Source organism: Paenibacillus sp. FSL K6-1318 (assembly GCF_037976905.1).
Lineage (GTDB): Bacteria > Bacillota > Bacilli > Paenibacillales > Paenibacillaceae > Paenibacillus > Paenibacillus amylolyticus_A.
The window spans coordinates 5,369,784-5,391,878 of the sequence record NZ_CP150270.1 but is presented as its reverse complement, the minus strand read 5'-3'; the positions used below and the strand labels follow the sequence as shown (position 1 = coordinate 5,391,878).

Below are 22,095 nucleotides of genomic sequence, written 5' to 3'. Positions count from 1 at the left end.
TGATGAAAAGTGATCTGGAACAGCCCAAACAGCAGGCTGAGCAACAAGTACAGGGCCCCGAGCATGAGCTTCATGGTGAACGGGCGGAAGAATTCGCGGAACGTTTAATCACCATTCGGCGATATCTGCATCGTAACCCGGAATTGTCCGGCGAGGAAAGGGAGACGACAGCTTCTATTCGCAGCTGGCTGGAAGAGGAAGGCGTCCGTATTGCAGACGAATATGTGCTGCGGACAGGGCTCGTCGCTGAAGTAGGTCAAGGGGACGGACCTGTGGTTGCCCTAAGAGCGGACATTGATGCGCTGCCCATTCAGGAAGAGACGAAACTGGATTTTGCCTCCCAGGTAGATGGAAAGATGCACGCTTGCGGACATGACGCACACACGGCGATTCTGATTGGTGCTGCACGATTGTTAAAGCAGCGTGAGTCCACGCTTCCTGGGAAAGTACGCTTGATATTCCAGCCATCGGAGGAAAAAGCAACGGGTGCTCGGCAAGTGATCCAGAGCGGCGCATTATCCGATGTTCGGGCTGTATTCGGGTTGCATAACAAGCCTGATCTGCAGGTGGGTACGGTGGGCATTCGGGAAGGTGCGTTGATGGCAGCAGCAGACGGTTTTGTTGTCAAAGTGGAAGGTGTAGGCACCCATGCAGCCGTGCCGGAAGCAGGCATTGATCCGATTGTGGTTGCTGCCCACATTGTTACGGCACTACAGGCCATTGTGAGCCGCAATGTGGGAGCACAGGAGAGTGCTGTAATCAGCGTCACCAAGCTACATAGCGGCACAGCCTGGAACGTTATTCCCGATGAAGCGATACTCGATGGCACAGTGCGTACCTTTGATGAGAAAGTGCGCGCACGAATTCGCGAGCGTTTCAATCAGGTGGTAGCCGGTGTGGCGGCGGCCTATGGCACACGTGCTACGGTTCGCTGGATTCAGGGACCACCTGCCGTGGTCAATGATGAAGCTCTGGCATCTGCGGCGGAGCAAGTTGCAAGTCAGATTGGGCTGAATAGCATCAGACCTCTGCCTTCTCCGGCAGGAGAGGACTTCTCTTTTTATCAAAAAGAAGTTCCCGGCCTGTTCCTTTTCTTGGGCACCTCTGGCCCGAATGAGTGGCATCACCCTGGCTTTGATGTGGATGAACGGGCACTGCCGCTGGGAGCACATCTTCTGGCTGCACTAGCTGAACAGGCACTGCAAAATGTGCAAGCACATCCGGAGTGAGGGTCGCAGTTAATCCCTGGATTACATCCAGATCGAAACGGTTCCGTTCTGCGGCAACCGTTTTTCGTATTTGTTGAATCTTATCAGATGGTGTTGTTATGGCTAGGGCTGGCGCAGAAGCGTCAGCTCTGTTTGGGTTTTCTTACAGGATGGACAGCTGAAGGTATTATGAAATTTATTTTTTTAATGGAAATATTTGTTGACGGTCCCCAAAAGGATGTGCTATATTTTTCTCGACCTTTTAATCGTAATAATTACTATTAGTCAAAAAAGAAGAATAGGAGTAGCTGCTGCGATGAAACAGGAGATCGATTTTATCAAGTTCAGTCCCACCCAAAACATGACGATTCTGGTTAAAACGGATCATGCAGCAGAGAAATACAATCATATCGCAACGCGTCTAATGTCGTATGATAACGTTTACGCTGAACAAGTGGGTTTCATTGAACCAACGAGGAGACCGGAAGCTGTGGCCCGCCTGGAAATGGCCGGAGGAGAGTTCTGTGGCAATGCCTGTATGGCACTTGCAGCACACCACGCATCCGAAGCAGGACTGGCACAACAGGAATCGATGGACATCGTGTTGGAGGTTTCCGGAACCGATCAATTGATCATGTGCCATGTGAAGAAACAGCAGAATGAATATGACTGCCAGGTGGCCATGCCGGTTCCGAAGCAGATTGAGCAGCGAACCATCCGGTACGAAGGCATCGAGCTGGATATGGTAATCATCCGGTACGCTGAGTTCATCCATATCGTGATTGAAGTGGATGACTTCGACGATACGATGAAAAAGAGGGCACAGAACCTTGCAAGGTTACTGGGACTAACCCTGGGAGATAAGCTGATCGGTATCTTGTTATATCAATCGCACTCGGAAGAAATGGCCCCACTCATCTATGTTCCAGAGCTGGATAGTCTGATCTGGGAGAGAGGGTGTGGCTCGGGTACAGCCTCTGTGGGAGCCTATCTCGCATGGAGACAGCAGAGAGGGATTACTCAGTACATCAAGCAGCCTGGTGGTGCGATCAAAGTGGTAGCCCAGTGGAATGGCGCAGAACTTGGGAGCATTACGATTGAGGGATCTGTTGGCATCGTGGCACAGGGCAAAGCCTTCATAGATACTCCAGCAGAATGGAGCGCTGTAAACGCATGAGGTACATGATACATGATCGAGACAACGTATAGGGGGAAAAGAAATGATCACATTGGTCCATTTTCAGACATGTTTGAGTGAATTTGCAGAGAAATTCGATAAGCTCGCGAGCAAGTATGATCATACGATTCAGCATAGCTCGGAGCTGGAGGCTGTGATCAATGACTACTCCCGCTTTGTGACCGATCAGGAGAATAAGGAAGCCTGGGAACAGTTGGAGCATTTGGAGCTGGAAGAACTGGATTCGCTTATATGGCAGTTAAGAAATAAATCCGCCCAGTGTGTGGCGATCATGGAGAAATATCGTGCATTGAAGTTAGAGAACGGGGATGTACAGATTGCCGATTATTTCAAGAATATAGAAGAGTGCATCGATAAAGAATTCGGCAGCTTCCATGTCACCTCTGATTCCAGAGTGTTGTTGGTAGGCTCCGGTTCCTTCCCCATGACACCATTACTCATCGCCAAGCGAACAGGTGCAGAGGTCGTAGGGATCGATATTGATGAAGAATCCATTAGACTTGGGCAGAAGGTGGTGGAGACGCTGGGCGCGGGCTTGAAGATTCGTTTGGAGTCAACATTGCTGGAGAATCTGGAGTATACCAAGGAAGCAACACATATCATTTTCAGCTCTACCGTGGCCCCTAAATATGATCTGCTCGATCAACTGCATGCCCTGACGAATGCGCAGGTGGTTGTAGCTATGAGATACGGTGACCAGTTGAAGTCCTTGTTCAATTATCCGATGGAAGAGACGGACAGCAGCAAGTGGAAGCTGGTGGACCAGATCCTGCGTCCGGATGATGTGTTCGATATTGCGTTGTACCAGAAAGCATAGCCATCCAAGTCAATCCAAATGGAGTCCAGGTGAACTTTAAATAAAGGAGGCTTACATGAGCAATCTTCAGCGAATTCTGTTACTTGGAACCGGGCCTGCATCCATTCAGCTTGCGGTTATACTCAAAGATCATCTCAATTGCTGTATAGGCATTGTGGGGAGAGCATCGGTTCGTTCAGCGTCCGTATTCGCAGCCCTCGAAGAGAGCAATGGGCGTATTCAGGTCAGCATTCAAAATGAGAAACATCAATCGCTCGCAGGTGAGTGTTTTATTGATCATGTGTTCAAGGGATATGACACCATTGAGGGGGAATGGGATACACTCATTTTGGCGGTTACCACCGATGCTTATATCGATGTGTTGGAACAAATGAATGAGAAATTCATCAAACAACTGAAATGTGTCATTCTGGTTTCTCCAACGTTCGGGTCCAATCGACTGGTAACCCATTATATGAAAGAGCGGAAGGCAGCGCCGGAAGTGATCAGTTTCTCTACCTACCTCGGAGATACCCGTTGGATGCATGAACATCCGTCGAATCATGTGATTACTACAGGGGTGAAGAAAAAGGTCTATATCGGTTCCACTGGTTACCCGTCTGAACAGGTCCGTAAGCTATGCCAAGTGTATGAGCGTTTGGGTGTTGCGCTGGAAGTGATGCGATCTCCACTGGAGGCGGAAACAAGAAATATTTCGTTGTATGTGCATCCACCCTTGTTCATGAACGACTTCTCATTAGAGGCCATCTTTGGAGCATCGGATATTCAGAAATATGTATATAAGATGTATCCCGAAGGTCCGATTACACAAGGTTTGATTCGGGATATGCGGGCACAGTGGCAGGAGATTATGAATATTACGGACCGGCTCCATATCCAGGGAGTCAACCTGCTTCAATTCATGACGGATGACAACTATCCGGTTCGATTAGAGAGTATATCACGCCAGGATATCGAGAATTTCAATCAGCTGCAGGTCATTCATCAAGAGTATTTATTATACATACGGTACACCTCATTATTGATTGATCCATTCTCGGAACCCGATTCGGCAGGGAGATATTTCGACTTTTCAGCTGTCCCATTCCGCAAAACGTTCATGAATCGCGAAGGGGAGCTGGACATCCCCCGTATGCCCAAGGAAGATTACTACCGCATCAAAATCATTCAGGGCATTGCCAGACACCTCGATGTGAGCTGCCCAACGATTGATCAATTTATCGCCAAATATGAGGCGAAGCTTCAGGAAGTGGCTGACGCACACCCGAATCAACGCGTGTCCAACGCCTTTGTTATCCAATCCTTTGAAGAGGATATCCGCATGATCTGTACCGGACTTTCAAGTAGTAGGGTTTAGTTACATTAATTTAAGTAAGTTGAATTTAGTTTTACACAATAACGAAGAGGACAGAAAAAACCTGAAGAAGCGAAGCGCTCGCCTTTATCCCCGAAATGCTACCTTTAGGAGATAGATTCAAGAAATTCGGGGATAACAGCGATCGGAAGGTTGTTCTGTCATCGAAGTGGCAAGTGTAAATTTTTAGTTTTGCTTACTAATCAGGAGGAAATGTTGTGAAAAAGGGTCTTACTTTTACATCCATACTATTGCTGGTGTCTGCCATTGCGCTGCTCGCCGGATGCGCTCAGAGCACAAAAGAGAAAGAGAGTGCCCAAACGGAGCCTGCCAATAGTCAGGTACAAACTGAACTTATCTATGCTTCTGCCAAAGATATTAATGATATGAATCCCCATCTGTATACAGGCTCCATGCCTGCACAAGGGATGGTATATGAGTCTCTGGTGGAAAACACACCTGACGGCATCAAGCCATTGCTGGCGGAATCATGGGATATCTCGGAGGATGGCAAGACCTATACCTTTCATCTGCGACAAGATGTGAAATTCCATGATGGGGAGCCGTTCAATGCAGAGGCGGTCAAACAAAATATCGATGCCGTTCAGGCGAATGCTGAAAAACATGCCTGGATCAAGCTGTCTACCAAAATCACGAGTGTAAAAGTTATCGATGAGCATACGGTGGAGCTGACACTGTCAGAAGCCTATTATCCAGCACTGGTGGAACTGTCCATGACAAGACCTTACGTCTTCATTTCACCCAAGGATTTCAAGGATGGTGGAACCAAAGACGGAGTGAGTGGTTTCCACGGTACAGGGCCTTACAAGCTTACTGCTCATAAAGTCGAAGAGAATGCCACGTTTGAAGCTAATGCAGACTATTGGGGTGGTGCACCTGCAATCAAGAAAATCACATCCAAGGTTCTTCCGGCAGGCGAAACGACATTCCTGGCATTACAAAAGGGAGAAATCAACTTTGTGTTCACGGATGACCGGGGGGCAGACAGCATTGATGTTGAGGCCATGGACCAATTGGCTGAATCTGGTGATTATCAAGTGATCCGAAGTGATGCAATGAATACGAATATGATCGTAGCCAATAGCAGTCGCCAGAATAGTCCGGTTCAGGAAACGGAAGTTCGGGAAGCGCTTTGGTATGCCATCGACCGGGAAACGATCAGTAACGATATTTTTAACGGAACGCAGACTGTTGCGGACACGCTATTTTCAGCCAATGTCAATTACGCCAAGGTGGACCTGAAGAAACGGGAGTATGATCCGGAGATGGCTAAACAGCTTCTGGACCAAGCAGGCTGGACATTGGCAGATGGTGAAGGGGTGAGAACGAAGAACGGTCAGCCTTTAGCCATGAAACTATACTATGACAGCAACTCGTCCTCACAGAAAATACAGGCTGAATTGATCCAGTATTCCATGAAAGAATTGGGTGTTCAGCTTGAGATCGTAGGTGAAGAGTCCACTTCCATCGCGAATCGGAGAGCAACCGGGGAATATGATCTGCTCTTTAATCAAACCTGGGGACTGGCCTATGATCCACAGAGTACCATTGCTGCATTTACATCAGATTCGGCATACAAGCATACGACAAGCGGAATTGCCGAAGCAGATGAACTATATCAGAAAATCGATGCGGTCATGGTCTCCACGGATGAGGCTTCACGCCAATCCCTGTATGCCGACATTATGAAGATCGTCCATGATGAAGCAGTCTTCATCCCGATTACCAACGGACGTGTCACCGTAGTCGCTCCCGAGAATCTCGATGGAATCTCATTCAAGCAGACTCAATATGAACTACCTTTTGAAAAAATGAATTTTAAATATATAAATTGAACTAAACATTTACACAAAACGGAGAGGACAGAAAGAACCTGAAGAAGCGGAGCGTTCGCCTACAAGCTTTCTGCAAGAAAGCTACATCGGAAGCATACGCTATCCCCGGATTTCCCTATATAAAAGGAATCAAAAAAATCTGGGGATAACAGCGATCGGAAGGTTGTTCTGTCATCGGAGTGTAGTGTAAATATTGTTTAGTTCAATTTAAATAGAGCGGAGATGGATATGGGAAGTTATATCGTCAAAAGGATTCTGTTAGCCATCCCTTTACTGATTATCATTTCATTTATAACGTTCGTCCTGATTAATCTATCTCCCTTGGACCCGGCGGTTGTTGTGTTACAGGCACAGGAAGTTCCGCAGATTACGGATGAATTGATCGCGCAAACGAATGAAGCGCTGGGATTCGATCAGCCGTTCATGATCCAGTATGCGAACTGGATTATGGCTGTTTTACAGTTGGACTTTGGCAACTCTTATGTATCTGGTGAACCCGTATGGTCATTGATGGGGCCGGCTTTTATGAACACATTGAAGTTAACGCTCGTCTCATCGGTATTCATTATTGCGCTATCCATTCTGCTCGGTGTGATCTGTGCCATGAGAGAAGGCAAGCTGCTGGATCGATCGGTCAGAGGTATTTCCTTTTTCCTCACGGCCATGCCATCCTACTGGCTTGCAGCTATTATGATCTGGTATTTTTCCGTCAAGCTGGACCTGTTACCTACCAGTGGTATGGACTCGTATCGAAGCTACATTCTACCGGTGATTGTGATCACGGTGAGTTATACAGGCATTTATTTCCGAACGGTTCGAAGTTCCATGCTGAGCAATATGAATGAGGACTATGTGTTATATGCACGGGCAAGTGGTCTGAGCGAGAAGAAAGTTACCCTGCATATTCTAAGAAATTCATTACAGGTGGCCGTGTCCATCTTTTGCATGGCGATCCCGATCGTGTTGGGCAGTACGGTGGTCATTGAAAATGTATTTGCCTGGCCGGGGCTCGGTAGGCTCAGCGTGAAATCCATTTTAAGCAGGGATTTTCCGATTATTCAGGCGTATGTTCTGATGTTGGCTGTCACCTTTGTGTTGTTTAACACGTTATCCGACATCATTAATGCGGCGATGAATCCCCGGTTGAGAAAGGAATTCTGATGCGAATATTGAAAAATCTGCGCAAAGACAAGCTTGCGTTGACCTCTTTGGTGGTGATTATCGTCACGATTATGGCGGGCGTACTTGCTCCGCTTATTGCGCCGCATGATCCTGGACAAGTGAACATGAAGCTTCGTTATGCCTCCTCGTCCTGGGAGTATCTATTAGGCAATGATCATCTGGGCAGATGTGTGTTATCCCGGCTTATCTATGGTATCCGTCCAAGTGTGTTATGGGTTCTGGTTGCGCTGAGTCTATCTGTTCTGATTGGGGCTGTTGTTGGATTCATTGCGGGTTACTTCAAGGGGAAAGTGGATGCATGGATTATGAGAGTCTGTGACATTATGCTGTCTTTTCCCGGGTACGTGATGACACTGGCGGTGGTTGGCATTTTGGGTGCAGGACTGGAGAATATTTTGATTGCCTTTGTTGGGATGAAATGGGCCTGGTTTGCCCGCGTTATTCGAACATCTGTGATGCAATTCTCCGATATGGATTATGTAAAATTCGCTAAAGCCTCCGGCACGCCTAATCTGAGAATTATAACCAAACATATTGTTCCGGTTACCTTTGCCGATATTGCCGTCATTGCCAGTGGCTCCATGTGTTCAATGATGTTGCAGATCTCCGGTCTTTCCTTTCTGGGGCTTGGCATTCAGGCTCCGCATGCGGAGTGGGGGATGATGTTAAATGAGGCGAGGGAAGTCATGTTCTCCAGACCGGAATTGATGTTGGCACCGGGCCTGGCCATTGTAGTGGTGGTATCGGCTTTTAATTTTCTATCGGATGCCCTTCAGGTGGCTCTGGACCCAAAATTGATGACCTCTCAAGGTAAGTCTGACAAGTCTTACGAAAGTGAGGTGAGAAAGCCCGCTTATGAATATAGTCGAGGTTGAACATTTGAAAGTCTGGGATACCAATACAGGCAAAGTGATCATTCATAACAGTTCATTTGAAGTCAAACAGGGAAGCTGCATGGCCATCGTAGGGGAAAGTGGTAGCGGCAAGTCCGTCACGTGCAGGGCCATCATGCGACTGAACAAGCCGTGGATTCGCCAATCGGGCACGATGTTATTCCAGGGCGAAGACCTGAACCAGCTTTCGGAACCGGAGATGCGGCGTAAGCGCGGCAAGCATCTATGTATGATTTTGCAGAATGGCATGAGTGCATTTGATCCTTCCTGTGTCATTGGTGTTCATATTCGGGAGACGCTTCAGCAGCATTTTGGCTGGAACACCCGTGAGGTTGAACGGAAAATCATCCATGCGATGGAAAGCGTCATGCTCAGACATCCGCGCGAGATTCTGAATCAATATCCACATCAGCTGTCCGGTGGAATGCTGCAACGAATCATGATTGCACTGGCATTGGTGCTGGAGCCCGATCTGATTATTGCGGATGAGCCAACAACGGCGCTGGATACGATCTCTCAATATGAAGTGGTGGAGCAATTGATTCAATTACGCGAACGCATGGGCTGTTCCATGATGTTCATCTCCCATGATCTCGGCGTCGTTCAGAAGATTGCAGATGACGTGATGGTCATGAAGGACGGCGAGATCGTAGAGCGCGGCAGCATGCATTCTGTTTTGACAGAGCCGAAGCATGCCTATACGCAGTATCTGGTCTCTACCCGACTGGAGCTGAGCAATCATTTTAAGGCGTTGATGCAGGGGGACTCATAGATGCTAAAGGTGGAAGGTATCGAAAAATCATATAACCAAGGCGGACTGTTCTCCAAGTACAAACAACAGGTATTGAAACAGGTTACCTTTGAATGCCAGCAGGGCGAGTGTCTCGGTATCATCGGTGAAAGCGGAAGTGGTAAATCTACGTTGAGTCGTCTGATTCTGGGCATTGAACGCCCGGATCGTGGAACGATCTCGCTCGATGGTAAAGACGTACAGGATCGACGTGTACGGATGGGTAACATTAGCGCCGTTTTTCAAAATTATACGTCCTCCATCAATCCATTTCTTACCGTGGAAGCTGCCATTATGGAACCGATGCAAGCGCAGCAAAAGCTGCGAAAGGATCAGGGCAACTCAGAGAAGGTGGATCTGTTGCTGAACCAAGTTGGACTGGACCCTTCCTATAGATCCAAATATCCGCATGAATTATCCGGCGGGGAGGCTCAGAGAGTGTGCATTGCCAGGGCCATCTCCACCGCTCCAAAATACATTGTGTTTGATGAAGCGATCAGCTCACTGGATGTGTCTGTTCAGATCCAGGTGTTGCAGTTATTGAAAGATCTTAAGGAAATTTACAATCTGAGCTATGTCTTTATCACGCATGATATACAGGCGGCAGCCTATATCTGTGACAGGGTGATCATTTTCAGAGAGGGACAGGTCGTAGAGATCGTTCCGACCAAGCAACTCAAGGACGTACAGTCCGACTATGCGAAGCGATTATTGAAGCATTTAATACCATTTTAGGGGGAACACCCATTGTGAGTGGAGCGATGTCTTGGCCTTTTCTGCGCTTGTACATATTGGTTCTTCTATATTTTAGCGCCAATGCCATTCTTAACGTGATCATCCCATTGCAAGGGGAGTCCTTGGGCGCCAGCGGTACAACGATCGGACTGATCATGGGCGCTTATATGTTTACAACGATGTTCTTCAGACCCTGGGCAGGTCGGATTATTCAAAAGCACGGTCCGATCAAAATATTGCGTCTGATTCTGATTATCAATGGATTTGCGCTGATTTTATATACCTTTACGGGACTCGGCGGTTATTTGGTAGCTCGTATTTTGCAGGGTGTATCGACAGCGTTCTTCTCCATGGCCTTGCAGATTGGCATTATTGATGCCCTTCCGGAGAAGGATCGGTCACAGGGCATTTCGTATTATTCGTTGTTCAGTTACATACCAGGGATCGTGGGACCTGTGCTCGCATTAGGCATATGGCAGGCGGGAGGCATGGATTATTTTACAGTGGTTCTGATCGGCATTGCCGTCTGTACGGGCGTCTTCGGATATACCGCCAAAATGGAACCAAACAAGGAGCAGCCTGCTGAGAATCCATCGGAGCAGAACGTGAGCATGTGGGAATCCTTTGGTCAGTTGGTGAAAAATCCATATTTATTTCGTTGCAGTGTGTTAATGCTCGCTGCTTCCGTTGTATTTGGCGCGATTACCACCTTTATTCCGCTGTATGCGAGCCAAGTACCAAACGGGAATGCCGGCGTATATCTGATGCTTCAGGCAGGAACGGTGGTGCTGGCTCGAATTATGCTTCGAAAAAGGATTCCTTCCGATGGCAGTTGGCATTCTCCTTTCATGATGGGCACCATGTGTCTGCTCGCCGTAGCTGCGCAGTGTGTTAGTTTTGCCGTGACAGGCGGGGTGGTCTTTTTCTATGTGGGCGCTGTATTCATGGGAATCGGTCAGGCGATCCTGTATCCGACACTCACGACCTATTTATCTTTTGTCTTGCCTAAACTGAACCGGAACGTCCTGATCGGTTTATTTATCGCGATGGCGGATCTGGGTATTTCTCTGGGTGGTGTGATTATGGGTCCCGTCGCTGACTTCTCTTCCTATTCATTTATGTACATGATGTGTGCTATCCTAGGAGCGGTAATGATCGTTTTTGCCTATGAACGGCGGAGACCCGTTACAGGTACATCTGTGAGTTGACTGCCAGAAGAGAAAGTGGTGACGAACGTTTGAAGTCTTCGATGACGGCAACATCCAATGGGAAATTAAATCCGGTATCCTTTTCCTTTATCCGGTTTTATATGCTGGCCTTTTTATTTTTTGCGGCGAATTCTGCTTTGACGATTATTTTGCCTTTGCGAAGCGAGGCTGCCGGATTGAATCAGGCTGAGATTGGTCTGATGATGGGGGCGTATATGTTCACCTGTATGCTCCTGAGACCTTTTGCAGCCCAATTGCTTGGCAAGTATGGACCGCTTCGAGTGATGCAATGGCTATTGCTTTTACATGCCGGAACGCTGCTGCTGTTTGTTGTTTTTGGTGTGGAGACGTATCTTTGGTTGCGGGCCCTGCAAGGGGTGGCTACGGCCTTTTTCTCCATGACGATGCAGGCGGGTATTGTGGAAAAGTTGGAGGACAAAGACCGGGCACAAGGGCTTTCCATGTACACCCTGTTTACGATGGTTCCTTCTCTGGTCATACCGATCCTTGCCATACAAATCTGGGAAAATGCCAGTGATCTGGCGTTTACGCTACTGATGATCGGACTGGCGGCTCTGCCACTTTTGATCGGGTACAATGTGGATCTGCCGCGGAGTACCGTACAGAACAAATCGTATACCTTGGGCGACATGTTTCGTTCATTCGGAGGCATCTGGCGCAGTACGCCACTGCTGATCAGTAGTGTGGTGATGTTGTTTGCGTCCTGCGTTTTTGGGGCAACAGCGACCTTCCTTCCCTTGTATATGGTATCCAGCGGAATGGCAAGTGCAGGCGTATTTCTGACGATTCAGGGACTGGTTGTGATCCTGTGCAGGTTTATTTTACGTAAAAAAATTCCGTCCGACGGTAGCTGGAATACCTGGCTGATGGCAGGGTTAATGCTGTGTGCTGCACTGGGAACCCAGCTGCTCAGTCTAATGGAGACCATCGGGCCACTGGTGTATTTATCCGCGGTGTTCAGCGGTTTTGCCCTGGCACTGTTGTACCCGACATTAACCACATATCTGTCTTTTGTGCTGCCTGCGGATTCCAGATATGTACTCATGGGGATTTTCATGTCCTCGTATGACCTTGGATTCTCTCTGGGTGGACTGGCAATGGGGCTTATTGTGCAAGTGAGTTCGTATTCGACCATGTTTATGATCTGCACGTTGCTGTCTATTGCAGCGATGATTCTGGTGTTGGTGTTTAGGCAACGGATGGAAGCGGGGAATAAGGCCTGCTCTGGGGTGGCAAGATGAACGGTATTGTAGTAGATTGATCCTGTGCAGTGATAGACAGTCGGATGTTACTGCCAGGTATCAGTTATCGTGGTGCGATTGGAGCACCGATGTAGGAATGTAAAGTAAAAGGCTTATGGACTGAATTTTCTGGGACGTACCGCAGGGTACAAGCTGCAGGAAACAGACCATGGCCTTTTTTTAGATAGTAGATTTTATCAATTTTTTGGACGATTTCGTAAAAAAAGTTTGACAACGACCGTCTAACAGGATTATAGTCATTGTTGTTAATCGTAATAATTACTATTAAAGTTTGGGTTACGCAAACTTCAAATATAAGGAGTAGAGATCTATGACACAAAAGCAAGTTCCGGTAACCGTATTGAGTGGTTACCTCGGTTCAGGGAAAACGACGGTTTTAAATCACGTGTTGAACAACAGGCAAGGACTTAAAGTTGCCGTAATCGTTAACGACATGAGTGAGGTCAATATTGATGCAGCGCTTGTTAAGGGGGAGGCAACCTTGTCTCGAACCGAAGAGAAGCTGGTGGAGTTGTCCAATGGCTGTATCTGCTGCACCTTGCGAGATGATCTGATGCAGGAGATTGAGAAGCTGGTGAACGAAGGCAAGTATGACTATATTTTGATCGAATCCACGGGCATCAGTGAACCTGTTCCCGTTGCACAGACCTTTACATACGCCGATGAGGAGTCGGGTATTGATCTTACTCGCCTGGCCCGATTGGATTGTCTGGTAACGGTGGTGGATGCGAATAGATTCTGGCATGATTTTGGATCAGGGCAGAGCCTTCTGGATCGTAACCAGGCGACTGGAGATGAGGACACCCGTGACGTCGTAGACTTGTTGATCGATCAGATCGAAACCTGTGATGTGTTATTGCTTAACAAATGTGATCTGGTTGATGAAGCCGAGCTGAACAAGCTCGAAGGCATTATTCGCAAGCTACAGCCTAACGCCAAGATCATTCGGACTGAGAATGGACAGGTGAATCCGTCTGAGATTCTGAATACAGGCCGCTTTGATTTCGAGAAAGTGAGCATGTCCGCTGGATGGATTCAGGAATTGGAGAAGGAGTCGCATACACCGGAAACCGAGGAATATGGCATTGGTTCCTTCGTATATCGTCGCAGAAAGCCATTCCATCCTTCTCGTCTGGCAGAATTCATGAGTTACTGGCCGGAAGAAGTGGTACGTGCCAAAGGCTTAGTATGGCTCGCGGCCGAAGGGGATGTTGCTGCAAGCCTCAGCCAGGCAGGGCCATCCATTCAGTTCGGTCCTGCGGGACATTGGATCGCAGCTTTGCCGGAAGCGGACAAGGAAGAAATTTTGCATAACGAGCCGGATGTTCTGGAGAAATGGGATGCCCAGTGGGGAGATCGTCAGACGGAGCTTGTCATGATCGGGATCGAAATGGAGCGTGCGAGCATTGAAGATGAGCTGGACCAGTGCCTGCTCAGTGATGAAGAAATGCTGGCCGACTGGGGCCATTTCGATAATCCACTGCCATGGCCTGTGGAAGTCGTTTAACTCGGAAGATGATGTTTTAAATATAAATTCAATCGATAAGGAGCTGTAATTCATGGCTAAAAAATCAAAAGTGGTACGTGAAAAGCAACGTCAGGCAATCGTGGCAAAATATGCGGATCTGCGCAGGGAGTTGAAGGAGAAGGGGGATTACGAAGCCTTGCAAAAATTACCGCGGAATGCATCTCCGACTCGTTTGAAGAACCGTTGTGAGGTAACAGGTCGGCCACGGGGTTATCTACGCAAGTTCAAGGTATCTCGGATTAAGTTCAGAGAACTGGCTCATCAAGGTCAGATTCCTGGGGTAACGAAATCCAGCTGGTAAAATGATCAAGGGGTTTTGGTATTTGGCTGAAAGGATGTGCATCATGCTGGACTTGTTTACACTAAGAAGAATTCAGTCCGTAATGAATGGATATATTCATGAGAAGGTACCTGCGCCACTGCGTACGATGGTGAAGTTGACATATGAGATGAGTGACAATGAATTGATCCTGACCGAAGAAAGACCCGCCGAGGAACGGTATCAATGGGACAAGATGCATATTGCCCGATTTTACTGGGAAGAAAATCAGTGGAAAGTGTATGCCAGAGATGAACAAAGTAGCTGGAACCCGGTAGATGTTATTACACCTTGTTCTGATTTTGAGGATGTGCTCGAGCAGGTTGAACGGGATGAGGCCGGGCTGTTCTGGCGTACGTGAGAGAGATCGGATAAGAGAATATTTCATTTGTTAAAGTAAATGTAAAATCAGAAAATTAGGCCGTATATGCAACCGAGTCCAAAGATAACCACATTCAGTGGCTCTTTGGGCTTTTTTTTGTGTCCAAAAAGAACTGAAGCAAAGAGAGGGACGATCTTTTGGTTATCTTTTCTTAATGAGTAAAAAGAAAAAAAGACTGTTTTACAATAAAAATTTATTGTAAAACGATAAAGTTTGTGATAAATTCATATCACTTAAAACAAGTGAGGTGCTTTTTGTGAAGCGAGGTACGACCATCTTTTTAAAATTGGCTGTGTTGCTTATTGGTGCTCCCATTCTTGCCTTATGTATATTCGGCATACCTTGGTTAGCGAACAACCCGGTGAATCCGAATTATGCAGGTGCACTATACCCCATAGTGATTATGATGTACGTTTCGGTTATTCCGTTTATTGTTGCACTGTACCAGGCATTCCGTCTGCTGAGCTACATCGACAAGAATGAAGCGTTCTCTCTAATATCAGTGAAATCCTTAAAAACAATAAAATATTGTGCTATTGTAATCAGTAGTCTCTATTTCGTAATGTTGCCATTCGTTTATGTTGTAGCAGAGAAAGATGATGCCCCGGGCCTCATTCTTATGGGAATGGTTCCTATTTTTGCTTCATTGGTCATTGCCCTATTTTCCGCGGTGCTCCAAAGATTGTTACAGGAAGCGATTGATATTAAATCAGAAAATGACCTAGTGGTCTGAGGTGAATATATGGCCATTGTAATCAATATTGATGTGATGTTGGCAAAGCGGAAAATGACGGTTACCGAGCTTGCTGAGAGAGTTGAGATCACGATCGCTAATATTTCCATATTAAAAACAGGAAAAGCGAAAGCGATCCGATTATCCACTCTGGATGCCATCTGTAAAGCACTGGATTGTCAGCCTGGAGATATATTGGAATATAAGGCTGATGAGGATGAAGAAATGAACGAGCATTTATGAAAAATGAACGAAGAAGACTCTGCATGTTATATGCAGAGTCTTCTTTTTGCGTCAGCATGATGAAGTAATACGTGCCGTGCCTATAACGAATGATTGTGCATCATACGGAATTGCATAGGTGTTACGTTTTCCTGGGTTTTAAAACAGCGGATGAAGTAGCTTGACTGTGAGAACCCTGTTTCCAGCGTAATTTGTTTAATGGAAAGGTTGGTTGTCGCGAGCAGCTGCTTTGCATGTAATAACCTGGATTCCATCAGGAATTCCGGGAAGGAGATGCCAAACGTCTGACTGAACTTGCGGCTGAAGTATGTTGTACTGTATCCGGCAATTCCGGCAACGTGGTCAAGTGTGATGTGCTCGTTACTATGGGATCGAATATAATTTCCTGCTTCACGAATTCGCTCTGAAGTGTGATTTAAGGAAACATTGATCTGGCTCGCTGCGGATTGCAATCGGGTCAGAAGCTCATATAGAGTTGCTGCCATGCTGTGCTCGTCCTCCACTTGATAGCTTCTTCCTAGCTCCAGTAATCTGTCCATTAACGAGGTAACCACCGGGAAGTTGGAACATTGAAACAGCCATGGCTCGTCAACGCCTTTTCCGTTTAACAGTTCTTCGAGACGAATCCCGTAAAAGTGAATCCAACGAATGCTCCAAGGATCATCCGAGTCTGAATAGTACGTTTGTCTAAGACCGGGACCATAGAGGAATCCCTGCCCCCGTGTTAACTCGTAACAAGCGGTTCCTGTGTCCAGGAATCCTTTCCCTTCAAGTACAAGGTGCAGATTATAGCAATGATCCAAGTTGATATCTTTGGTTCGATATTCCCGATTCACATGATGCTTTGGAAAGTCACTGTACCCTCCAATGAAATCGGGAAAACATACATGTCTGGGGAAAACCGGCTTGGGGAGAAAGATGTGTTCTTTCACGTGCATCCTCCATTTAAACGCAATATTTTTATGTAGTGAACTGAAATAGATTCAGCCAACTGTGGTTTGAATCTTTGACAATGACAATATTTTATTATAAGTCGCATAATCTTGTCATTTATTATCTGTGAAGGTTCCAATAGAATGGAGGCAATATGGCAGGTTAAGGGGGCAATTGAAGGTGGCAAAATCAATCCAAATGGATGAATTGAAACTGGGGGTCTGTTATTACCCTGAGCATTGGTCGGAACAGTTGTGGGAGGACGATTTCCGTAGAATGCAAGAGATGAATATTACGGTTATCCGGATGGCTGAATTCGCATGGTCCATCTTTGAACCGGAAGAAGGTCAGTTCGATTTTCATTTTTTCCAGAAGGCACTTGATCTGGCACATCAATACGGCTTGAGCGTTATTTTGGGAACACCTACTGCAACTCCACCAGCGTGGTTAACCTCGAAATATCCTGAAGTCTTAAACGCAAATAAGGACGGGGTGTTGTATCAACACGGCATGCGGCGTCATACCAACTACAGCAGCCCAATCTACAGACAGCAATGTGAGAAAATCGTGCGTAATATGGTGATTGCCTATAAAGATCATCCGGCTCTTATTGGATGGCAGATCGATAATGAATTCAATTGTCATATGGATGTTTTCTATGCTGAGGCTGACCATGTCGCCTTTCGCGAATGGCTAAAGAATCGTTATGAATCGTTGGAGAACCTGAACCAGGCTTGGGGGACCGTTTTTTGGAGTCAGACCTATACCGACTGGGAGCAAGTTCACCTTACCCGAAATATGGTCAGCCAATCGCCAAATCCTCACCTGGCATTAGATGAAAAGAGATTCATTTCAGCCAATACCATTTCATTTGCCAAGCTCCAAGTGGATATCATTCGAGAACTGGACCCGGAACGTTGGATCACAACGAACGGTACGTTTGGACACTTGGATAATCATGAAATGACAGAAGACCTGTTGGATTTCTTCTCTTATGATTCGTATCCGCAGTTTGCTACGATCTTCCCAGGGACAGACGACAATTCATTGCAAGATCGGGCATGGAGCATGAAACTGTCCAACGTCCGCAACATGTCACCGAACTTTTGCGTCATGGAACAGCAGTCTGGACCAGGAGGCTGGGTCGACAGTATCGGCATGGGGACGCCAAGACCGGGACAGATCCGATTATGGTCATATCAATCCGTTCTTCATGGAACAGACTTGCTCGTATATTTCCGCTGGCGGACGGCAACGTTCGGAACCGAGATGTACTGGCATGGTATCAATGATTACCATAATCAGCCCAACAGAAGGGTACGCGAGGTTGCACAAGTGGGTGAAGAGTTTGCCAAGATCGGGCGCGTAATTGCGGGTACTACATATCAAGCCGATGTTGCGATCCTGCAGGACTACGATAATATCTGGGATGGTGAGTTGGACGAGTGGCACGGTCCGCTTCAGCAACAGAGCGTACGCTCCTGGTATAAGCAGCTTCAGTATCGTCATATTCCGACGGATATGGTTACACTGCAATCAAAGACAACACTGGAGGAGCTATCCGAGTATAAGGTGATCATTTATGCTCACCCGGCCATCATGACAGACGAGACAGCAGAACTTCTGCAAGCCTATGTCAGTCAAGGAGGCACTCTGTTTTTCGGTGCGCGCACCGGTTATAAGGATCTCAAGGGACACTGTTATATGAGGCCGTTCCCGGGGGCTGCCGCTGAGCTGTGTGGTGTAACCGTGGAGGATTTTACCTTAATCAAAGGAACCGTTTCTGCAGCCAAACTCCAATGGAGCGGGGCAGCTGAGCGACTTCAAGAGGGAACGCCAACGGCCGGATTTAACGAAGTTCTTCATGTGGAGCATTCCGACGTGCAGGTCATGGCCGAGTATGCATCCGAATACTATGCAGGTAGCCCTGCATTGACCAAACGTGCGGTAGGTCAGGGGCAGGTATGGTATTACGGAGCGGCTTACAATGAACCGGTCGTAGATGCTATTCTAGATGAAATAGGGCTATCGTCACCTGTGGATGACCTGGTTGAGGTACCGTCTGAGGTTGAACTTGGTATCCGTTCTGGTGAGAACAAAGCTTATGTATTTTTACTCAACTACTCGGATCAACAAGCGGCCATCAAGCTTAAGAAAGAAGCAAAAGAGTTACTATCGGGTACAACAATGCAGAATGAAATCAACATGTCCGCGTATGGTGTATTCATCTTTGAGATCGATTTGCCGCAATAAGGAATCCATTCATCCATATCATGCGTTATATATAGAAAGAAAAACCAAAAACGCCTTGCAGCCATTGCAAGGCGTTTTGTATATGCATGATGTGATGTTTAACATACGTTTAGCATGGGCTGTCCTTTTTCTGTCATGGACTGTATTGTACATAATTATGCTTCGTACAAAATTTCACCTGTACGTGACACATCATATCCCTCGAATGATTGCAATTCCTGCCGGAACTCCGGCGATTGGAGAATTCGCAGGACTGATTCGGTCCAGGCTTCATTGCCTTGCTTCCTCAGCATGACCAGATCATAGCGTTCCTGAACGAGCGGGATAAAATCAACCTGTCCCACAAGTCGCGCAGCCTTCTCAATGCCAACTCCGACATCGGCTTCGCCTGAACTGACTTTGGCTGCCACCCCCATGTGACTGGTTTCTTCGACTTCATATCCGGTCAGACCTACGGATGGTATTCCATGCAATCGAAGCTGTTCATCCAGCAGTACTCTCGCGCCAGAACCTTTCTCCCGGTTAGCCAGACGAAGTTCAGGCTTGCTCAGATCGGTCCAATTCTGCAAGTTCTGCGGGTTGCCACGCTGTACATACAGTCCGGCAGGACGTGACAGCAGGTTCACCACAACATAAGATCGTCCCGTCAGAATTTTACGAATATACGGCAGATTATATTCACCTGTATCTCCGTCTAGCAGATGGGTACTGACCAGATCAGACTCACCGCGATACATCGAGATAAGGCCATCCAGGCTGCCCATGAACGAACGTAGCGGGCGAATGTCCCGAGTATGTTTCTCCATGTGGCGCATCAGGATATCCAGACTGACATCCTGACCTGTGATCACCAGATGCCGTGGCGTACCTGTCAGACCATGACTAGATATCGCTGGCGCAGAACCGGCGGAGTTTGCTGACGATATTGAAGCTCCCTGAGAATCACTAAGACCTAGCTGAGTCCCTGTTGCCGAGGTCTGATCTGGAGTAGGGATGCGTTGACCTGGGGATTGAAGTTGCTTGGAGCGACGTTTATATGCCTCCAGATCGGTTGCATCAATTCGCATTTGTTTACCCACACGGTATGCGACGAGGTCTCCCTTTTTTATCAGGTCATAGACCGTCAGTTTCGATATTTTGAGCAGCTTGGATATTTCTTCGGTTGTGTAGGATTGCTCCTCCGTCATAAGTGAAGATCCTCCTTCAAAGGTATAGAGCAACTATGATTTTATTACATTCAGCGTAATTTTCATGTAATTTACGTAAACAGAGCATTCATCGTAATGGAATGTTTCTTGTACTATACCATTATTGAGGGAAGCCATAAACGTGAGAATATGTAATAAAGCCATAGGACAGGTATCAAAAATCAAATGTGATTGAAATCACCTTCCCATTTTTTTTGTCTTGTGTATAATTAGATATAATTAATTATATCTAATTATAACTAAACATAACATTGGGGGAGAAGTGTATGAGAAAGAGAATCGGATATGTATTAGGAAGTATGTCACTGGGACTGGCTCTTGTATTGGCTGGTTGTGGCGCAAGCACGGGCACTACGGATACATCCACGGGTGCAGAACAAACGACTTCGACGCCAGCAGCATCAGGCGAAAGTTCATCAGCAGGCGTTACTGATCCGCAGGAAACGGTAGATCTGACGATCTCTGCGGCGGCCAGTCTTACGGATGCCATGAAGGAAATAGAAACGAATTTTGAAACAGCGAATCCCAATATAGAACTGAATTTCAACTTTGGCGCATCAGGTGCCTTGCAACAGCAGATTGAACAAGGTGCACCGGCTGATATCTTTGTATCGGCGGCAACGAAAAATATGAATGCGCTGGTGGACGAAAACCTGATTGCATCGGGCGATCAGAAGAATCTGCTACAGAATTCACTGGTGGCGATTGTGCCAGCAGATGGGACCAATACAGTAACTAGCGAAACAGATCTCACCAGCGATTCCATCAAGACCGTAGCGATTGGAATTCCGGAAAGTGTGCCAGCGGGAACCTATGCCAAGGAAGCTCTCACCAATGCCGAGCTGTGGGATGAACTGGAAAGCAAGCTTGTGCAGGGGAAAGACGTTAGACAGGTTCTTCAATATGTAGAGACAGGTAATGCAGATGCAGGATTTGTATATAAAACGGATGCTCGTACTTCAGATCAGGTGAAAATTGCGTTTGAGGTGGACAAAAACAGCTACACACCTGCCAACTATCCGGTAGGCATTATCGAAGGAACGAAACATCGTACAGAGGCCGAACAATTCTATGCGTACTTGCAAACCCCTGAAGTGCTGGATATCTTCACGAAATACGGATTCTCTATTTCAGAATGAATGTGAACGCAATAGATTGGTCCGTGTTCTGGTCACCGGTGCGCCTGTCGCTTCAGGTTGCGTTGTTATCCAGCGTGGTTGCCACTGTGCTGGGAATCGCCGTAGCCTGGAAAATGTCGCGTACTTCATTTCGGGGAAAGATTCTACTGGAAACGGCATTTATGCTCCCTTTAGTACTTCCCCCGACGGTGGTCGGATTTCTGTTACTTGTCATATTGGGACGTAAAAGTGTACTTGGACAATGGATTGAAGCGATATTCTCTGCGCCGGTTATTTTCTCTTGGTGGGCTGCGGTGATTGCTTCGGTGGTGGTTGCTTTCCCGTTGGTGTATCAGACGATGAAATCGGGATTCAGCGGTGTGGATCGTGATCTGGAAGATGCGGGCCGTTCGATTGGGGCGAATGAGTGGCAGGTCTTTCGTTACATTTCCTTACCGCTCGCAGGCAGAGCATTGATGACCGCCTTCATCCTGGGCTTTGCCCGGGCACTCGGCGAATTCGGAGCGACACTGATGATTGCAGGCAATATTCCGGGCAAAACGCAAACGGTACCCACGGCAATCTATGTCGCTGTGGATTCGGGCAATCAGACCATGGCTTGGGCATGGACTGTTTCCATTATTATCATCTCGTTTCTCATGTTACTGATGACCAGACAGCAGCGAGATGGAAAAAATGACTGATTTGATATGTGTTAATATTATATATAAAATAATGAAAAACCCGTTTTGAGGAAAGAACTTTTTTCCTTAATGCGGGTTTTTATTACCAATTTCATATGTACCAATATCAATACCCTGCCAAATTGGTCTTAATGGAAATGTAAAGCTGTT

At 47.0% G+C, this 22,095-nt stretch carries 21 protein-coding genes; 19 read left to right on the top strand and 2 right to left on the bottom strand.

All coding sequences use genetic code 11. From position 1 onward, the window contains the following. Positions 1 to 2 precede the first annotated feature (2 nt). The 16 genes from NYE45_RS23975 to NYE45_RS23900 all read left to right on the top strand — a co-directional run bounded on the left by NYE45_RS23975 (position 3) and on the right by NYE45_RS23900 (position 15,729). On the top strand, positions 3 to 1,229 hold the full coding sequence (locus NYE45_RS23975) for an amidohydrolase (RefSeq protein ID WP_340014301.1): 1,227 nt from the start codon (positions 3 to 5) through the stop codon (positions 1,227 to 1,229). A gap of 295 nt (positions 1,230 to 1,524) precedes the next feature. Further along, positions 1,525 to 2,385 (top strand): diaminopimelate epimerase, encoded by an 861-nt coding sequence (locus NYE45_RS23970; protein WP_340014300.1) that lies wholly within the window; start codon positions 1,525 to 1,527, stop codon positions 2,383 to 2,385. 43 nt (positions 2,386 to 2,428) lie between these two features. After that, the gene (locus NYE45_RS23965) at positions 2,429 to 3,223 is read left to right on the top strand and encodes an SAM-dependent methyltransferase (protein WP_340014299.1); all 795 of its coding nucleotides are present in this window, start codon (positions 2,429 to 2,431) and stop codon (positions 3,221 to 3,223) included. 55 nt (positions 3,224 to 3,278) lie between these two features. Continuing rightward, on the top strand, positions 3,279 to 4,580 hold the full coding sequence (locus NYE45_RS23960; protein WP_340014298.1) for an opine metallophore biosynthesis dehydrogenase: 1,302 nt from the start codon (positions 3,279 to 3,281) through the stop codon (positions 4,578 to 4,580). A 215-nt stretch (positions 4,581 to 4,795) separates the two neighbouring features. Beyond that, positions 4,796 to 6,433 carry a nickel ABC transporter substrate-binding protein gene (gene nikA, locus NYE45_RS23955; protein WP_340014297.1) on the top strand — a complete coding sequence of 546 codons (1,638 nt, stop codon included), beginning with the start codon at positions 4,796 to 4,798 and terminating at the stop codon, positions 6,431 to 6,433. A 228-nt stretch (positions 6,434 to 6,661) separates the two neighbouring features. Further along, a complete protein-coding gene (gene opp1B, locus NYE45_RS23950; protein ID WP_264934178.1) occupies positions 6,662 to 7,594 on the top strand; it encodes a nickel/cobalt ABC transporter permease in 933 nt (310 codons plus the stop codon). Beyond that, complete coding sequence (gene opp1C / locus NYE45_RS23945) at positions 7,594 to 8,490, top strand: nickel/cobalt ABC transporter permease (RefSeq protein ID WP_340014296.1); 897 nt, start codon at positions 7,594 to 7,596, stop codon at positions 8,488 to 8,490. The genes opp1B and opp1C overlap by 1 nt, the downstream gene beginning before the upstream one ends. Continuing rightward, positions 8,471 to 9,280, top strand: a complete 810-nt coding sequence (locus NYE45_RS23940) for an ABC transporter ATP-binding protein (protein WP_062837882.1) — start codon at positions 8,471 to 8,473, stop codon at positions 9,278 to 9,280. Before opp1C ends, NYE45_RS23940 begins: the two co-directional genes overlap by 20 nt. Then, complete coding sequence (locus NYE45_RS23935; RefSeq protein ID WP_340014295.1) at positions 9,281 to 10,033, top strand: ABC transporter ATP-binding protein; 753 nt, start codon at positions 9,281 to 9,283, stop codon at positions 10,031 to 10,033. A gap of 14 nt (positions 10,034 to 10,047) precedes the next feature. Further along, positions 10,048 to 11,241: an MFS transporter gene (locus NYE45_RS23930; protein ID WP_340014294.1), complete on the top strand. Its 1,194-nt coding sequence runs from the start codon at positions 10,048 to 10,050 to the stop codon at positions 11,239 to 11,241. A 41-nt stretch (positions 11,242 to 11,282) separates the two neighbouring features. Beyond that, positions 11,283 to 12,503 carry an MFS transporter gene (locus NYE45_RS23925; protein ID WP_340017432.1) on the top strand — a complete coding sequence of 407 codons (1,221 nt, stop codon included), beginning with the start codon at positions 11,283 to 11,285 and terminating at the stop codon, positions 12,501 to 12,503. Between the two features lie 331 nt (positions 12,504 to 12,834). Further along, positions 12,835 to 14,031: a GTP-binding protein gene (locus tag NYE45_RS23920; protein ID WP_340014293.1), complete on the top strand. Its 1,197-nt coding sequence runs from the start codon at positions 12,835 to 12,837 to the stop codon at positions 14,029 to 14,031. Positions 14,032 to 14,083: 52 nt separating this feature from the next. Continuing rightward, a complete protein-coding gene (gene rpsN / locus NYE45_RS23915) occupies positions 14,084 to 14,353 on the top strand; it encodes a 30S ribosomal protein S14 (RefSeq protein WP_036605831.1) in 270 nt (89 codons plus the stop codon). A 22-nt stretch (positions 14,354 to 14,375) separates the two neighbouring features. Continuing rightward, the gene (locus tag NYE45_RS23910; RefSeq protein WP_340014292.1) at positions 14,376 to 14,732 is read left to right on the top strand and encodes a DUF3024 domain-containing protein; all 357 of its coding nucleotides are present in this window, start codon (positions 14,376 to 14,378) and stop codon (positions 14,730 to 14,732) included. Positions 14,733 to 15,009: 277 nt separating this feature from the next. Next, on the top strand, positions 15,010 to 15,486 hold the full coding sequence (locus tag NYE45_RS23905) for a DUF2975 domain-containing protein (RefSeq protein WP_340014291.1): 477 nt from the start codon (positions 15,010 to 15,012) through the stop codon (positions 15,484 to 15,486). A gap of 9 nt (positions 15,487 to 15,495) precedes the next feature. Beyond that, on the top strand, positions 15,496 to 15,729 hold the full coding sequence (locus NYE45_RS23900) for a helix-turn-helix transcriptional regulator (RefSeq protein ID WP_340014289.1): 234 nt from the start codon (positions 15,496 to 15,498) through the stop codon (positions 15,727 to 15,729). A gap of 80 nt (positions 15,730 to 15,809) precedes the next feature. Here NYE45_RS23900 and NYE45_RS23895 read toward each other — a convergent pair whose 3' ends face one another. Continuing rightward, positions 15,810 to 16,667 carry an AraC family transcriptional regulator gene (locus tag NYE45_RS23895; RefSeq protein WP_340014287.1) on the bottom strand — a complete coding sequence of 286 codons (858 nt, stop codon included), beginning with the start codon at positions 16,665 to 16,667 and terminating at the stop codon, positions 15,810 to 15,812. Between the two features lie 175 nt (positions 16,668 to 16,842). Here NYE45_RS23895 and NYE45_RS23890 point away from each other — a divergent pair, with 175 nt between their 5' ends. Next, positions 16,843 to 18,915, top strand: coding sequence for a beta-galactosidase (locus NYE45_RS23890; protein WP_340014286.1), 2,073 nt, complete (start codon positions 16,843 to 16,845; stop codon positions 18,913 to 18,915). A gap of 155 nt (positions 18,916 to 19,070) precedes the next feature. Here NYE45_RS23890 and NYE45_RS23885 read toward each other — a convergent pair whose 3' ends face one another. Further along, the gene (locus NYE45_RS23885) at positions 19,071 to 20,102 is read right to left on the bottom strand and encodes a helix-turn-helix transcriptional regulator (protein WP_340014285.1); all 1,032 of its coding nucleotides are present in this window, start codon (positions 20,100 to 20,102) and stop codon (positions 19,071 to 19,073) included. 287 nt (positions 20,103 to 20,389) lie between these two features. Here NYE45_RS23885 and modA point away from each other — a divergent pair, with 287 nt between their 5' ends. Continuing rightward, a complete protein-coding gene (modA, locus tag NYE45_RS23880) occupies positions 20,390 to 21,262 on the top strand; it encodes a molybdate ABC transporter substrate-binding protein (RefSeq protein ID WP_340014283.1) in 873 nt (290 codons plus the stop codon). Then, a complete protein-coding gene (gene modB / locus NYE45_RS23875) occupies positions 21,259 to 21,945 on the top strand; it encodes a molybdate ABC transporter permease subunit (protein WP_082763036.1) in 687 nt (228 codons plus the stop codon). Before modA ends, modB begins: the two co-directional genes overlap by 4 nt. Positions 21,946 to 22,095: the final 150 nt, after the last annotated feature.